The sequence below is a fragment of the Glacieibacterium arshaanense genome, from assembly GCF_004681125.1.
Classification (GTDB): Bacteria; Pseudomonadota; Alphaproteobacteria; order Sphingomonadales; family Sphingomonadaceae; genus Polymorphobacter_A; species Polymorphobacter_A arshaanense.
This window is the reverse complement of sequence record NZ_SIHO01000001.1, coordinates 490,793-507,061: the sequence shown is the minus strand read 5'-3', so window position 1 is coordinate 507,061 and position 16,269 is coordinate 490,793. Positions and strand designations below refer to the sequence as shown.

Below are 16,269 nucleotides of genomic sequence, written 5' to 3'. Positions count from 1 at the left end.
ACCATCGTGACGGCGTCGTATGACAATACCGCGCGGCTGTGGGACGTGGCCAGCGGGCGCGAATTGCGAAAGCTCGTGGGACATGAGAGCTGGGTCTCCAGTGCCGCCTTCAGCCCCGACGGCCGGACTATCGTGACGGCGTCGCCCGACTCCACTGCGCGACTGTGGGACGTGGCCAGCGGGCGCGAATTGCGAAAGCTCGTGGGACATGAGTATGGGGTCTACAGTGCCGCCTTCAGCCCCGACGGCAGGACCATCGTGACGGCGTCGTATGACAATACCGCGCGGCTGTGGGACGTGGCCAGCGGGCGCGAATTGCGAAAGCTCGTGGGACATGAGAGCTGGGTCTCCAGTGCCGCCTTCAGCCCCGACGGCCGGACTATCGTGACGGCGTCGCCCGACTCCACTGCGCGACTGTGGGACGTGGCCAGCGGGCGCGAATTGCGAAAGCTCGTGGGACATGAGTATGGGGTCTACAGTGCCGCCTTCAGCCCCGACGGCAGGACCATCGTGACGGCGTCGTACGACAAGACCGCGCGGCTGTGGGACGTGGCCAGCGGGCGCGAATTGCGAAAGTTCGTAGGACATGACGGCCCGGTCTACAGGGCCGCCTTCAGCCCCGACGGCCGGACCATCGTGACGGCGTCGGATGACAAGACAGCGCGGCTGTGGGGCAACAAAACTTACGATGACCTTTGGCAGGATCTGAATGACAGATTCGCTTCCAGTAAGGTCCTCAAGTATTTCACGCGGGAGCAATAGCCCTTGGCTCGAGCTTGGGCCAAAGCTGCTGCCCGACCCAAACCGTGAACGGCAGCTATGCCAACAGCGGTACCTAAAACCGGACTTTCCGCTTCCGGCCCCATTTCGGTCGAGATCGGCCGGTCTGTCGAGCGCTCCAATTGCGACATTGGTTGGCGCTTTCACGGAAACCGAAACCGGACGTCGAACGGTTTGTAGGAAGCGCATTTGGAGCCTGCACCTTTGCATCTGCTCCACCCATAACACTTCTAAAGCTGCGACCGCCGGCAATCATCTCAAGAGCAATATTCCTCAAATAATCGTTCCACATCTGTCCCATAGTCATGCTAGCCTGACTTCAAAACGACGTTGCTTCCGTGTGATTTCTGAGGGGGAATGATATGCCGAAGACTTATGCGCTGCTGGTCGGGATCGATGATTATCCGATTGAAACCAAAGTCGCCAAGCTGCAAGGCTGCGTCACTGATGTCGAAAATTTGCACGCTTGGCTCAAGGCGTCGGTCGCCGCCGACGACTTGGAGGTGCAGATCCTGACTGATGCACAGGCGACGCGGGCCGCAATCATCGATGGCTTCCGCAAGCATCTCGGCAAGGCGCGCAAGGGCGATGTCGCGGTATTCCATTACAGCGGTCACGGCGCGCGATCGGTATCGGCACCCGAATTCCGTGAATACTTCCCGATCGGGCTTGATGAGGGCCGTGTGTGCTTCGACAGCCGGCTACCCGGCGGCTACGACCTCGCCGACAAGGAAATGGCAGTACTGATAAACGAACTTGCCGCGCACGAGCCGCAAATCGCCATCATCCTCGATAGCTGCCATTCGGGATCGGGGACACGCAGCGCTGCCAAGATGTTCGGCGCCGCCACCCGTGCGACCAGTCCGGTCACCACGGCGCGGCCCCTCGAATCGTACATCGATGGCTATTATTCGAAGCGCAAGGCGCAAGGGCAGTCACTTGCCATCCCTTCGGCGCCGCACATTCTGCTTGCAGCATGCGACCGCACCCAGCTGGCGCAGGAAACACAAGCCCCCGACAACCATAGCGGCTATTTCACCACGACCTTGTGTGAAGTCCTGGGCAGGACGCATGGTGATCTGAGCTATGCAGACTTGTTTGTGCGCTGCCGCGCGACCATTCTCGACCATGTTGAAGACCAGGATCCGCAGTTCGAAGCGATCGGCGACTTCGATCCCAACGCCGGCTTCCTGGGCCGCGAGGTGCGTGCGGTTGGCACGCGTTACAGTGTACAGCACACCGGCGATGGCTGGGAGCTCAAATGCGGTGCGGTCCATGGCCTGCCGAACGATCCGGGCAAACGGGTGACGCTCGCGCTATACCCCGAAGACTCACAAGGAACGCGAGCGGGCAATGCCGTCGCGGTCCAAATCGGCGCGCAGACTAGTAACCTCGAGCTCGATTTTGCCGGCGATGAAAGCATGCGCTACTACGCCGAAATTACCAGCATGCCTGTCGCGCCAATGGCGCTGGCGTTTGACGGCGACGATGCGTTGCGCGCAGCGTTGGAGATGGCGTTTTCCGCCGAGAAAGTGTCGCCGCTGGTGCTGACCGGGGCGTCAGCAGCGACCGACTATGCACTGCATGCGACGGAGGGCAGTTTGCAGCTCGTCCAGCGCGCGACGGAAAACATCGTCAATGATGTTGCCTATGATGCCGCCAGGCCTGATGCAACTGCAGCGGCGATGCTGCCCGCGTTGCGGCATATCGCCGCCTGGGAACGCAGCCTGGCCCTCGCCAATCCGGCCACCGCGATGGATACCTCACTTGTCGAGCTGGCCTTTTCCTGTCCTGAGCTCGGCGACGCAAGCATCGTCGTGGACGATGGGCAACCAATCGTCGTGGAGCTTCCCGGCAAAGAAACGCACGGCAAGATCACGGTTACCAACCGCAGCAGCCAATTGCTGTACATGACGCTGGTTTACCATTCTGCGGAATTTGGTGTCCAAGTCTGGAAAACAGCGCGGCTTGGTAAAGGAGATGAAGTGCCGCTGTTCGAAGACTCACTGTGGCTCGGAGGCGATCAGAACTTGTCGTTCGAGAACTTCAAACTGATCGTCACCACCGAGCAGATCGATGACTATTTGTTTCGGATCGACACGCTCGAGGTCACGTTGGATAAACTGAGACGTGCCGGCGAGCCGACACGTGGTGCCGGCCCACGCCCGGTCGCCGCCTATAGCAACGAATGGTTCACACGCGACTGCCGCATCCGCCTTGTTCACCGCATGGCTGCGACCGGCACCACTGATGTTGCGGTCGCCAATGGCAGTATTGTCATCAAGGGCCATCCGTCGGTTACCGCCAGCATCGCGCTCAGCGCCGCTACACCACCGACGCGCAGCCTCGGCGCCGCGCCTGACTTCTACCGGGCGTTCGAACGCCAAGGCCTCAAAATGGTCAACTTCAGTAACACGCGCGGCACTGCCGGCGAAAATGTCCTCGAACTCACCGGCATCGATGGCTCGGCGCTCAGGGACAATCCGTTACACATCGAATTAAATGTGTCGCTGAAGGAGAACGAGGCGATCCTGCCGTTGGTGTTCGACGGCGAGCATGTGCTGTTTGCCGGCGATGCCTACAAGGATGATGCCGGCAAGACGCAGATCAGCATCAGCGAACTGGCACCAGCCGCGATCAGCACGCGCAGCCTGACCGGCGCGATCAAGATGTATTTCTTCAAGACCTATCTCAAGGCCGGCAACGTCAACCTGCTGCGACGTGTCGAATATCTGCCCGAAGGCGGCTTCGCCTATCGCACCACCGAAATCGCCGAGCATGTCGCGGCGGCAAAGAACATCCTGCTGCTCGTCCACGGCATCATTGGCGACACCGAAGGCATGGTGGCGGGCGTCAAGGAATGCGGCGTCGCCGACAAGTTCGACCTCGTGCTGACCTATGACTATGAAAGCCTCAATACGCTGATCGCCGACACGGCGCGGTCATTGCAGGCGCAACTGGCGCAAGTCGGTATCGATGCCAATGACGGCAAGTCGCTGACAATGCTGGTGCATTCGATGGGCGGGCTGGTGTCGCGCTGGTTCATCGAACGCGAAGGCGGCAAGCATGCCGTCGACCACCTCGTCATGTGCGGCACCCCCAACAATGGCTCGCCATTCGGGAAAATCGACGGGGCGCGCAAGATTGCCAAGGTGCTGACGGGGCTGGCGATGAACTACATCCCGACGGTCGTGCCGGTTGCCAGCGTGCTGATGCTGGCTCTTAACCGCTCGGCCAAAGTCACCCCAGCGCTCGAACAGATGAACCCGGACAGCGACTTCATCAAGACGCTCAACACCAGCGCCGACCCCGGCATCCGCTACACCATCTTGGCGGGCAATGTGGACGATTATCAGGAGCCATCCGACGCGTTCTTCGCCAAGATGATCGCCAAGGTCGGCCAGAACGACGTGTTCGAAATGCTGTTCGCGCAAAAACCCAACGATATCGCCGTCGGCGTCGAAAGCATCCTCGGCGTCGGCGCCGGCCGCGCGACCGTACCGGTGCGCAGTAATATTGCCTGCCACCACCTCAACTATTTTGTTTCGGCGAATGGGCAAAAGGCGCTAGGCAATGTCGTCTGGTAGTGTGCTGGGCAACGGGGGCTGAGTTGCTGTGAGTGATGCCATTACGACGCCGGTTGTCATTTTGGCGTTCGCCAACGACCAGGACGATTATCTCCAAAACATTCAGGTCGAGCGGGGTGCGGTGTCGCGCGCGCTGCAGGACTATGACGACAAAAGCTATATAAAGCTGTGGAAGCAGGAAAGCACGTCGATCAAGGACTTCTTTGACCTGTTCGACCGCTATGCCGGGCGCGTCGCGATCTTCCATTACGGCGGCCATGCCAACGGCAGCGCCTTGCTGCTCGAAGCCGAAACCGGCGCGACCGAGATGGCCAATGCCGGCGGACTGGCACAGCGCCTGGGCCGCGAAACCGCTCTGCAACTGGTATTCCTCAACGGTTGCGCGACCGGCGGGCAGGTCGCGGCGCTGTTGGCCGCCGGGGTAAGGGCAGTCATCGCCACCGCTGTCCCCATCAACGACGCGATGGCGACCGACTTTGCGGTGCGATTTTACGACACGCTCGGCACGCGCAAGACCATCGGCGAGGCGTTCGAGGCCGCACGTGACCTGATCAAGACGAAATATGGCGACAAGCGGCAGATCGCAGACTTCCGCGGCATTGGCAAAGTCGGCGGTGCTGCCGCACCCGCCGCCGGTCCCGAACTGACGTGGGGGCTCTATACCGGCGCCGATGCGACGGCAGCGCTGTCGTGGAAGCTCCCCGAAATCGCCGACCGGCAGGTCATCATTCGCGGCGCCGCAATGTCGGCCAAGTCGGGCGCGCCGGTCAATGATGGACTGATCCAGACACTGTTCAATGCGGTCGCCCCGTTCAACGACGAACTCGGGCGCGTGCTCGAAGGCACCAAGGCCGGTCGCCGGCTCGACCTGCGCATCGTCCGCCAGCAGATCATCGATGCGTTCCCGGCACCGGTCGGCGAGCAGTTGCGCAAGTTGTTCGCGGCCAACAGCATCGACGTCGCGCGACTGCGGCAGATTGTCCAGACCTATGACACCGCGGTCAAATTGTTCGCGTTTGCCGTGGTGTCGCAGTTGTGGAACGCGCGCTTCGAAAACCCTGACTTGAAGGTTACCGACGAGCAATGGGCCCCATGCGCGGCGTTCATGAGTCTGTCCGCCGAAACCGCGCCGGCGTTCGACTATTTCAACCTCATCCTCGCGATCGATGGTATCTTTCGCGCCAACGCGATCACCCACTGGATGCCCGAATGCGGCAACTTCGATACCGCGCTCAAGGACGAGGAAACCGATACAGCACACCGCTTCATGGAGGAAATGCGGGTCGAACTGGCACGCGGGCGGGTAGCAGCCGAAGAGATCGAAAGCTTCTGCGTGCAAGCCGAAAAGCACCTCGGCGTGCTGCTCAGCGACTTTGCCTTCGTCGTCAAATATGAGCTTGCGACGATCAAGCGCATCGATTTCATCAAGTCGCGCCACAAGGTTCCCGAATACAGCCACAAATACGTGCTGCTCAACCGCATCACTGCGGGCTTCATGGATGACGTCAATATCCGCACCGATTTCAGCGACAATGAGTCAGTCATCCTGTTCAAGTCGCTCGACCAGGTCGCCGACAACCTCAACCTGACGCCGTTCATCGTCGACGAGAACGCCTTCACCGGCGATGACAATTCAAAGCTGTACTTCTTCGCCTACCACGACGCTGCTGATGACAGCTTTCACTACACCGCAATCGATGACGCCGATGTCGAACTGGTGATCAGCGACAACAAATACCCGCAGGCCAAGACGCTTTTCGAGGAATTCCGCACGACCGTCGTGCGACCAACGGGTGCGACGGCATGAACTCGCCGTTCAAATTCCTCGATGCCTATGCCGCCGAGGACAAAGCGATCTTCTTCGGCCGCGAGGCCGAGATCGAGGCGCTCTACACGCTGGTATTCCAGACGCGGCTGCTACTCGTCTACGGTCCGTCGGGAACCGGCAAGACCAGCCTGATCCAGTGCGGACTCGCCAATCGCATCAAGCCGACCGACTGGCTGCCCGTGCTCGTGCGCCGCAAGGACGACATCAACACCTCGCTTGACGCCGAAATCCGCCGCGCCGCCCCGACGCCGATCGATGCCGGCGCCAGCATCGTCGAGGCGGTTGAATCGCTCTATCTCGACCATCTGCGCCCGGTCTACCTGCTGTTCGACCAGTTCGAGGAGCTGTTCATCTTCGGCAGCACCGACGAACAGGACAAGTTCATCGCCAGCATCCAGGCGCTGCTGGCGAAGGATATGGCGTGCAAGATCGTGCTGATCATGCGCGAGGAATATCTGGCGCTGCTCGACCGCTTCGAAAAATCTGTGCCGAGCCTGTTCAACAAGCGGCTGCGCGTCGAGCCGATGAGCAAAACCAACATCCTGCGCGTCATCACCGGCACGACCGCGGCACTGGGCATCGAGCTCGAACACGGGGAAGTGACCGCGCAGCACATCATCGACAACATCAGCGACCCGCGCACCGGCGTCCAGCTCGCCTATCTGCAGGTCTATCTCGACAAATTGTTCCGCAGCGCCGGCACCGCCGAACCAATGGTGTTCACCGATGCACTGGTCGCTGAAACCGGCGCGCTCGGCGATGTCATGGCAGAGTTTCTCGAAGAACAGACCCGCGCAATTCAAGCCGATGTCCACGCCAATTTTCCCGATGTCGACAAGGATGCAGTGCAGCGCATCATCGAGGAATTCGCGACACTTGAGGGCACCAAGGCGCCGCTGTCGCGCGCCGAACTCACTGAGCGTCTGCCGGCGTTCGACAAAGTCATCGACGGCGTGCTCAGCGCGCTGCAGAACGCCCGCCTCGTTCGCAACGTCGATGGCCTTTACGAACTCGCGCACGACAGCCTCGCGGGCCGCGTCGCCGAGCGTCGCAGCGTCGAAAGCCGCAACCTGCTCAAGGTTCGCAAGGTCATCCGCGACGGCATGGCGGCGCACGCCGAAATGGGCAGCTGGCTCAGCCGCGAACAGCTTGCCTTCATCCATCCCTATCGCGATGAAATCGCGTTGACCGCCGACGAGGCGAACTTCGTACAACGCAGCATTTGGCGTAGCCGCCTTGCACGGATCCTGATCGTGGCGGCGACAATCGGCGTCATCATCCTGTTGATCGGGCTGACGCGCAACGCCCGCCGCGATGCTGCCGAACAGGGCCACCGCATGCTGGCGGCAAGCGCGGTGCAGGAAGCGGCGAAGAGCGACGGCCCGCTCGGATTGCTGCTCGGCATCGAAGCGCTGCCGCGTGACCGCGTCGACGCCGACAGCTACGGCGTCAATCGGGCGGCGCTGATGGCGGGCATGATCGCCAACAGTGAATTGCGGGTCATCGAAACCGGCACGAAAGGTAGGGTGCGTGCGAGTTTTTCGCCCGATGGCCGGAAAGTGCTGGCGGCGTCGGGCGAAGGCGATGCCGCGGTTCATGATGTCGAGACCGGTGCCCAAACACTGCTTGCCGGTATCAAGGGCTATCAGCTTGCGCTGGCTCGCTTCAGCAAAGATGGCCGCCGTGTTTTCGGAGCGGCCGCCACGCAAGGTGTCGAAACGTGCAAGGCGCTGGTTTGGGATACTGCCAGCGGAAAACGTATTGCACTACGCGACGTCGATAAATTCTCGTGCCAAAATGGGGAAAACTTCCTCCTCAATCCGGTGCCCGGCGACGGGCGCGACCCCCTGTCGATGGCCGGCATATTCTCAAACGACGGTAGCCGTGGACTGACGATTACCAATGGTCGTGCGGTGCTGTGGGATACCGCGACCGGAAAGTCGGTTATGAAGCTGGCGACTGGCGAAACGCCGATTGCCGGCGCAATTTTCGGCCCGGGCGATCGGATCGTGGTGTTTAATGAGGAAACGCCTGACCGGGTGCCCATCGCAATCTTCGATGCGGGCTCGGGACAGTTGATCGCGCGGCTTGATGGTAACGAAGAGCCCGGAACAGCGACATTCTCGACCGATGGCAAGCGTTTGACGATTATCGGCCGCTATGGCTCTATCAGCGTTTTCGACCTCGTCACGGGCAAGGCAATTCTACAAACTTTGAGTGACGCATTTCTGATGTCGCCGGTCAACTCGGCAGATGGCAGCCGGGTCATTGCTCAGACCGAAGAGGCGGAAGCCACCGTCTGGAACACCGAGACCGGCAAGCCAGTGCTGCGCATCCCGTTGCCAGCTAATGCATTCTATATCGAAGCGAATTTTTCTGCCGACGGAGCCCGCCTATTGCTCAAGCCTGACAGCGCGCCGGCAACGCTGTGGGATAGCAAGCGCGGCGCGCATATTGCCGACATCGGTACGGCCGACAATGGTGTTTATTCGAGCCAGTTTTCGCATTCGGGAAGAACGATCGCAATTTTGTTTATGGACGGAACGGCGCAGTTTCGGGAGACGGCGAGCGGTACTGCCATCGTCGATCTCGGACACTCAATTTCAACAGATCCCCTGTTCATTTTCTCGCCCAACCGGCGCTGGTTGGCGACATCCGAAGACAATCTGGTAAAACTCTATGCGCCCAATGGCGCGCTGACGGCGCAGTTCGGCGACGGCGACGGCGCGGTTTCCGATATTGTCTTCAGTCAGGATGGGCGTCGCCTGCTGGCAGCGACCGCTGACGGCAAGCTGCGGATCTGGGATACGACGCGGCAAATGCTGACGGCATCGCTGTTCTCCGAAACGGTGAGCGCGGCGGCCTTCACACCCGACGGCCGCCGCAGCCTGGTCGCGTCGACGAGTGGCGCGCTTGCATTGATGCGCGTGCAGGATGGTCAGTTCATCAAATCTCTGACCGCACATCAGGCTGGTGTGGACGGTGCACCGTCGCAGCCGGCTGGTGCAGAAGTCGGGCATTCAAAGAGCGTCAACAGCATCGCCTTCGCGAAGGACGGCCGCATGTTGACCGCCAGCAGCGACCGCAGCGCGCGGATCTGGGCCACCGATGGCAGCTTCGTGCGACAGCTGTCGGGGCACAGCGGCCGCATCAATACTGCGACTTTCTCGCCTGATGGCCGCCGTGTCGTCACCGCATCCGATGACGATAGCTCCTCGCTGTGGGACGCCGCATCGGGCGCGGTGCTGCACCGCCTGACCGGCCACAAATTGGGCGTCCGGACGGCCGCTTTCGATGGCGTTGGCGCCCGCATCGTCACGGCATCGAACGACAAGACCGCACGCATCTGGAACACCGCGACCGGCAAGGTCGAACACGTGCTCACCGGCCACACCGCAGCGCTGACCGGTGCCGAGTTCGCGCCTGACGGTAAAAGCGTGCTGACCGCGTCGAACGATGCCAGCGCACGCATCTGGGATGCTGCAACCGGCGAATTGCGCTTCGTGCTTGGTGGCCATGGCGGACGCGTCACCATGGCGCACTATTCGCCCGATGGTCACCGCATCGTCACCGCGTCGACCGACAATATGGCGCGGCTGTGGAACGCCGATACCGGCAAGTTGATCGCGTCGCTGACGGGGCACAACGGCGCCGTCACCAGCGCGATGTTCTCCCCCGACGGCCGCCGCATCGTCACGGCGTCGAACGACGCCACGACGCGACTTTGGGACGGCGCCGACGGAGCACCGCTGGCGACGCTGTTCAATCACAGCGCGGTGACGGTGGCACAATTCTCCGCCGACAGCCGCAGCGTCATCAGTGGCATGTCCAACGGCAGCGTGCGGATCGTCACGGTACCGACGCTGACCGACACGGCGCTGCTCGATGCCGCCTGCCGGCAAAAGCCGCGCAACCTGACGCCCGAAGAGCGCGTTCGCTACGGGCTGCCCGCCGGCGCCGACATCCAGTGCGCCGACCGCCCGACCAATTTGTTCAGCCGGCTCTATGCGTGGCTGCCATTTGCGATGAAGCCCGCGCCGAATACCGCGCAGGTGGCCAGCCGCGCCGAACTCAATGCTGTGGTTCCGGAGGACGACGACAAGAGCGCCAATGCATCACGGCGAAGCCGCCAGGCGCCACCGCCGCGCTAGGTTCGTTTGTAGGATATGAAGATGCCGTCGCCCTTGCCGTCTTCAGCCCCGACATCGTGACAGCGTCGCAGGGCAATACCTGCGCGCCTGTTGGGCAACAAGACTTACGATGACCTTTTGCAGGAACTGAATGCCAGATTCGCTTCCAGCAAAGTCCGCAGATATTTTACGATGGGGCAATAGCCCTTGGCACGCGCGTAGGGTAAAGCAGCTGCTCGACACATGCCGTGAGCGGCAGTTACATGAATAGCGGTGCCGGAAAGTGGGCATTCCGCTTCGGGGGCGTTAGCTGTCTGGCAGGTTTGGCGAATGCCAATGGCAGCTATCCCAGAACGATCGACCGAAACCTGCCTTTCCGCTATCGGCCCCGATGCGGTCATTCCCATGTTGAATTAGACGTCGGATCGAAGCGGGAGGTGCTGCAACGGATTTCGGCAAACAAAGATCAGTGACACCTTACACGTGCCAAATCAGGGCACCGCCTTTATTGGAGAATTGGCACAATGGTGTCGCTTGTGGCGATGAAGCTGAATCCGTACTGAGGTAGGCACTCATGCGGCAATTTCTGTGCCTTTGTATCCCTCGATTGTGTTGCGTGCTGCCGACAACGCCCCGATCACGGCCGGGTGACCAGAGCGTTCGGCGAAGCTGCATGCGGCCTCTACCTTGGGGCGCATCGAGCCTTCGGCAAAATCCTGCGGATGCAGGTCGCCGGCGCGGACCTTGCGGAGCGCGGTCTGGCCGGGGGTTCCCCAGCCTGTATAGACCGCGTCGACATCGGTAAGCAGGATCAGCCGGTCGGCACCCAACTGTTCGGCGATCAGCGCCGCCGCCCGATCCTTGTCGATCACCGCTTCGACGCCGGCGAGGCTGTCGTCGGGTCGCCGTTCGACGGGAATGCCGCCGCCACCCGTACATACCACGATGACACCCGAATCCATCAACTGACGGATCGTTGCCAGTTCGATCACCTCAACCGGGACGGGTGAAGAGACAACGCGGCGCATTGCCTTGCCATCGGGCGCGAAGCTCCAGCCATGTTCGGCCTGAAGTGCCGCGACACGGTCGGCAGCGTAGACCGGACCGATCGGCTTGGTCGGCCGCGCGAATGCGGGATCGGCGCGGCTGACCACAGTCTGGGTGATCAGCGCGACGACAGCGCGCCCCGGCCGCGCGTTGCGTAGCGCCTGGACGATGACGTAGCCGATCTGACCCTGCGATTCAGCGCCGAGCATGTCGAGCGGGTAAGGCGGCACATCGGCATAGGCGTCGGCCTCGAGCGCGAGCAGGCCGACTTGCGGGCCGTTGCCATGGACGATGACCACTTCGTGCCCGTCGCACGCCGCCGCCAGCCCTGCCGCCGCAACGGCCATGTTGCGTCGTTGATTATCTGCCGACAAGATTTCGCCGCGCTTGAGAAGCGCATTGCCGCCGAGCGCTATGACCAGCCGCATCGTGGTCAGGCTGCTGCTGCCGGGCGCACTATGCCGCGGTGGCCGAGAGGTTCTTGTTGGGTAATGCAGTGGATGTTGCCGCCGCCGAGCAGGATCTCGCGTCCCGGCACGGTCAAGATCCGTCGCCCGGGGAACAGCCGACCGAGCATCGTCGCGGCGGCATGGTCGTGCGGGTCATCGAAGCGCGGCATTACCACCACGTCATTGGCGATGTAGAAATTGACATAGGATGCCGCAAGCCGGTCGCCGGGCTGACGCGGCAGCGTACCGGCTACCTTGTCGACGCCGGCAGCCTCGATCGCGGTAATCGGTGCCGGGTCAGGCTGGTGAAGCTTGTGGATTTTGAGCTTGCGCCCACGCGCATCAGTCATAGCCTGCAGGCGTTCGAAGGCCTCAGAAGAGATGTCATACTGCGGGTCGGTGCGGTCGTCGGTCCAGGTCAGGATGACTTCGCCGGGGGCAACGAACCGGCAGAAATTGTCGGTATGGCCGTCGGTTTCGTCGAGATAGACTCCCGCCTTGAGCCAGAGGATTTTTACGACACCCAGATAGTCGCGCAGCAGCATTTCGATCTGCGCGCGCGTCAGGTTCGGATTGCGATTGGGGTTGAGCAGGCATTGTTCGGTAACGATCAGCGTGCCCTCGCCATCGACATCGATCGACCCGCCTTCGAGGATGTATGCGGGCGCGTAGCGGTCATCGCGTTCCATCTCGATGACCTTTTCACCGACCAGATCGTCCTGGTCCCACGGGAAATACAGCCCCCCGATAAGCCCGCCCCAAGCGTTGAACTGCCAGTCGACGCCGCGAACGTCGCCGCCGTCGTTGACGACGAAGGTCGGACCACAGTCGCGAATCCAGCTGTCGTTGCTGGTCATTTCAACGAGCCGGATGGCGGGATCGACCATTTCCCGGGCGATGACATATTGTGCGGGGGAAACGCAGATGGTGACCGGTTCGCCCTTGGCGATTGCGGCGGCCACCGCCGCGAACGCGCGCTGCGCCGGCTTGGCGCCGCCGCGCCAATTATCCGAACGTTCAGGCCACAGCATCCAGCAGCCGACATGCGGCTCCCACTCGGCCGGCATGCGGAAGCCGTCGTCGTGCGGCGTGGTGGTGAGCAGCCTGGACATCGGTTCAGCTTTCGCTTGAGGGAAGATGGCGCCGGCCGCGCACGAGCAATTCGCCAACCAGCACGGTCAGGATGCTGCCGCCGCCGACGGCGAGCGCGTAGGCAAGATCGAATTTGCCGGGCTTGTAGATCAGGAAGACGATCGATTCGGCGATGAACGCCATGCAGATGATGCTGAGCACCACCGCGACGCCGTAGCCGCCGGGCACGCGGTACGGCCGCGGCAATGCCGCATCGATGCGGCGCAGCTTGAGGAATGACAGGAACAGCAGAAGGTATGGCAGCAGGAATACCACCGACGAGAAGGCGAACGTTGTCCAGAACAGGTCTTCGGCGCTGGCCGATAACCAGCCGTAGACCAGCAACACCAAGCTGCCGATCACGCCGCCGAGGATCGCCGACGCAGCAGGTGTTTTGAATTTGGGGTGCAGCCGCGCGAAGATCGCAGGCAGGTCGCCGCGTCCTGCGGCTTCGGCGGCGGAGCGGTTGGCGCCGATGGTCCAGGTCACCATGTTTGCGACAAAACTGTATAGCGCCATGGCACCGAGCACGATGACCAGCGCGTCGCCGGCGCGGCCGCCGCCGAAAAGCTGGCGGAACGTGTCGGTCAGCCCGGAAATCAGCCCGATGTTGTGCGCGGGCAGCGCCAACAGGATGCCGACGGTGGCGAAGACATAGAGAAAGGCGATGATCGCGCCCGAACTGACAATAGCCCGCGGCACGTCACGCGCGGGGTTTTCCATTTCCTCGCCAGCGCCCGACATCAGCTCAAAGCCGAGGTAATTGTAGACGATGACCGGCAGGAACGCGAGGCTGTCGCCCCAGTTGGGCCGTAAAGTCGCGAGGCTGAACTCGTTGGCGACGCCGTGGCGAAGCGCGAATACAACGCCGCCGATACCGATGGTCAGCATCACCGCCACCTTGAATATCGCACCGATATTGGGGACCCATTTGCCGACATCGAGCGTGACGATGTTGATGCCGACGGTCACCCAGATCAGCACGAAGGTGATGATGATCTTGGTCCACAGCGTCATGTCCGGCGCAAACAGCTCGGCTGCGACGCCGGCGAACAGGATGTAGGTCGACGGCATCCAGAACGCGACATTCGCCCACCACAGCCATGCCGTGCGCCCCGCCCAGCGCGGCCCGAACGCGCGGCGTACCCAGGCATAGATGCCACCTTCCTGCGGGTAGGTGCTGCCGAGTTCGGCGGTGATCAGTCCATAGGGAATGAAGAACAACACCAGAGTCAGCAGCCACCAGAATATCGACTGCACGCCGATCGCCGCAGACGCCGCGAGCTGATCGATGATCAGGATTGCGCACACCGAAAACAGCATCATGTCGAGCCCGTGAAGGACCTTGCGGAAACGCGGCGCGGGCACCGCTGCAGTGGTCAAGCTGGCCATGCGCGACTCCTGCGGGTCATCGGGCGAGGAAGTCGGCGATGCGGCCGGCGTGCCACGCAACAAGCTCGGGCGTGGCAGTCTTCAAGCGCGGCGCGACAAACCACGCGAGCAGCCCCTTTTCGGTATGCAGGCGGTTCTCGGCCTGGTCGTAGATGATCGACTGCCGACCATCCATCACCGCGTCGGTGACTTCCACACCGCGCGATGCCGGCAGACAGTGCATGAACTTCGCATGTGCCGGTGCGCGTGCCAGCAGCGCCGCATTGACCTGATATGTCGGCATGAACGCCTTGGTGCGTTCGGGGATTTCGGCTTCCTGGCCGATCCACCACCACAGGTCGGTGTAGATGAAATCGGCGTCGCGCACCGCTTCGCCGACATCGTCGGTCATGGTCAGCGAACCACCGGCAGCGGCGACATTGGCGCGGGCGATCGCCTGCCATGCCGGCGGCGCCTGATACGCCTTGGGCGCGACATGGGTGAAGTGCATCCCCATCTGCGTGCAGATCATCATCAGAGACGCGCAGACGTTGGTCGCATCGCCGACAAAGGTAACGCGAAGGTCGGTGCGCGGCTTGCCCGGCTGGCAGTGCTCGAGCATCGTGAAGACGTCCGACAGGGCCTGCGTCGGATGGTTGTAGTCGGTCAGCCCGTTGATCACCGGCACTGTCGAATTGGCGGCAAGGTCGAGCACGGTCTGATGCTTGAGCACGCGTGCTTCGATGACATCGACCATGCGGCTGATGACTTCGGCGGTGTCGCGGATATTCTCGCGTGCGCCGAGGTGGATTTCGCCGGGCTTGAGATACAGAGCGTGGCCACCAAGCTTGGTCATCGCGACCTCGAACGATATCCGCGTCCGCGTCGACGGCTCCTCGAAGATCATGCCGAGCGACGCGCGCCGCAACAGTCGCGGACAGGCACCAGCGCGATCGGCGGCCTTGAGCAGCCCGATAAGGTCGATGATCCGCAGCAATTCGGCCGCAGTAAAATCCTGTGTGTCGATGAAGTGGCGGAGCGGGACGGTCATGATATTCCTCATCAGATGCGCGACGGACGCGCGCCGTCGTTTCCCCCATCGGATATGCAAGCCGTGCCTCGCCGCCGGCAGCGTCGGAATCTACTCAGCAACCCAGGGAACGATTGGCGGCTTCGTGAGTTTGGGGGGACAAGACGTTCTCGACGAGGCCGGACAATGCTGCTTGAACTTCGCACCAGATCCCAGGCGCGCATCGCGGCCCGACCACCTGCAGGCGGGGCACCAGGCTGCCGGCACCTGCCCGCCGACGCCACCGTTTTCCTCGTCGACGAGGATCGCCAGGTGCGCGACTCGCTCGTCCACTTGCTCGAACTCAACGGCGTGTGCGTCGCGGCGTTTGCCGATGGCGCGGCTTTTCTCGCGGCGTATCGACCGAGCACGGATACGTGCCTGCTGGTCGATACCGTCAACCCCGGTATCACCGGCCTTGCGCTGCTCGACGCGCTGGCCGCGATTGCCGACCCGCTGCCGGTGATCGTGCTGACAAGCAACAGCGATGTGCCGATGGCGGTGGCGGCGATGAAGGCCGGCGCGACAGACTTCATCGAGCTGCCGATCGGCGGCGACGCGCTGGTCGCCAGCGTTGCGCGCGCGTTCGATCGCAGCCGCAGCGCATGGGCCGCCCGCGCCCAACATGATGACGCCGCACGCCAGCTCGGTGCGCTGACTGCACGCCAGCACGAGATCATGGCACTGGTGCTCGCCGGTCAGCCGAGCAAGATCATCGCCGCAGATCTCGGCATCAGCCAGCGGACGGTGGAGAACCACCGCGCCGCGATCATGCGCAAAAGCGGGTCGAAATCGCTCCCCGCACTCGCGCGGCTGGTCATGTCGGTCGACGACGGCAGGCAACGCCGCGCGGCTGGGTAGTTTCCGACGCTGCACG

General features: G+C 62.3%; 9 protein-coding genes. 5 read left to right on the top strand and 4 right to left on the bottom strand.

Translation table 11 applies throughout. The annotated features are described in order from the left end of the window. The 4 genes from EUV02_RS15585 to EUV02_RS02310 form a co-directional block, all read left to right on the top strand. The coding region (locus tag EUV02_RS15585) for a WD40 repeat domain-containing protein (protein WP_166430465.1) at nucleotides 1-762 on the top strand (762 nt) is incomplete at its 5' end. Nucleotides 763-1,142: 380 nt separating this feature from the next. Further along, the gene (locus tag EUV02_RS02320) at nucleotides 1,143-4,367 is read left to right on the top strand and encodes a caspase family protein (protein WP_135244605.1); all 3,225 of its coding nucleotides are present in this window, start codon (nucleotides 1,143-1,145) and stop codon (nucleotides 4,365-4,367) included. A gap of 28 nt (nucleotides 4,368-4,395) precedes the next feature. Continuing rightward, nucleotides 4,396-6,174, top strand: coding sequence for a CHAT domain-containing protein (locus EUV02_RS02315; protein ID WP_135244604.1), 1,779 nt, complete (start codon nucleotides 4,396-4,398; stop codon nucleotides 6,172-6,174). After that, complete coding sequence (locus EUV02_RS02310; protein WP_135244603.1) at nucleotides 6,171-10,346, top strand: nSTAND1 domain-containing NTPase; 4,176 nt, start codon at nucleotides 6,171-6,173, stop codon at nucleotides 10,344-10,346. Before EUV02_RS02315 ends, EUV02_RS02310 begins: the two co-directional genes overlap by 4 nt. A 551-nt stretch (nucleotides 10,347-10,897) precedes the next feature. Here the strand turns inward: EUV02_RS02310 and EUV02_RS02305 are convergent. From EUV02_RS02305 to ptcA, 4 genes are read right to left on the bottom strand one after another with little or no spacing between them, the layout of a single operon-like run. Beyond that, nucleotides 10,898-11,800, bottom strand: coding sequence for a carbamate kinase (locus EUV02_RS02305; RefSeq protein WP_135244602.1), 903 nt, complete (start codon nucleotides 11,798-11,800; stop codon nucleotides 10,898-10,900). 5 nt (nucleotides 11,801-11,805) lie between these two features. Beyond that, the gene (gene aguA / locus EUV02_RS02300) at nucleotides 11,806-12,933 is read right to left on the bottom strand and encodes an agmatine deiminase (RefSeq protein ID WP_135244601.1); all 1,128 of its coding nucleotides are present in this window, start codon (nucleotides 12,931-12,933) and stop codon (nucleotides 11,806-11,808) included. Between the two features lie 4 nt (nucleotides 12,934-12,937). Continuing rightward, entirely contained in the window at nucleotides 12,938-14,344 is a 1,407-nt protein-coding gene (locus EUV02_RS02295; RefSeq protein ID WP_135244600.1) for an APC family permease, read from the bottom strand. A 16-nt stretch (nucleotides 14,345-14,360) separates the two neighbouring features. Beyond that, on the bottom strand, nucleotides 14,361-15,374 hold the full coding sequence (gene ptcA / locus EUV02_RS02290) for a putrescine carbamoyltransferase (RefSeq protein ID WP_135244599.1): 1,014 nt from the start codon (nucleotides 15,372-15,374) through the stop codon (nucleotides 14,361-14,363). A 165-nt stretch (nucleotides 15,375-15,539) separates the two neighbouring features. Between ptcA and EUV02_RS02285 the strand changes: the two genes are divergently transcribed. Then, on the top strand, nucleotides 15,540-16,253 hold the full coding sequence (locus tag EUV02_RS02285) for a response regulator transcription factor (protein WP_166430464.1): 714 nt from the start codon (nucleotides 15,540-15,542) through the stop codon (nucleotides 16,251-16,253). Nucleotides 16,254-16,269 lie beyond the last annotated feature (16 nt).

What these genes read in the sequence shown, in the direction of transcription:
- aguA (WP_135244601.1), bottom strand. Translation starts at nt 12,933, where the DNA reads ATGTCCAGGCTGCTCACCACCACGCCGCACGACGACGGCTTCCGCATG.
- EUV02_RS02310 (WP_135244603.1), top strand. Translation starts at nt 6,171, where the DNA reads ATGAACTCGCCGTTCAAATTCCTCGATGCCTATGCCGCCGAGGACAAA.
- EUV02_RS02285 (WP_166430464.1), top strand. Translation starts at nt 15,540, where the DNA reads ATGCTGCTTGAACTTCGCACCAGATCCCAGGCGCGCATCGCGGCCCGA.
- EUV02_RS02305 (WP_135244602.1), bottom strand. Translation starts at nt 11,800, where the DNA reads ATGCGGCTGGTCATAGCGCTCGGCGGCAATGCGCTTCTCAAGCGCGGC.
- EUV02_RS02295 (WP_135244600.1), bottom strand. Translation starts at nt 14,344, where the DNA reads ATGGCCAGCTTGACCACTGCAGCGGTGCCCGCGCCGCGTTTCCGCAAG.
- ptcA (WP_135244599.1), bottom strand. Translation starts at nt 15,374, where the DNA reads ATGACCGTCCCGCTCCGCCACTTCATCGACACACAGGATTTTACTGCG.
- EUV02_RS02320 (WP_135244605.1), top strand. Translation starts at nt 1,143, where the DNA reads ATGCCGAAGACTTATGCGCTGCTGGTCGGGATCGATGATTATCCGATT.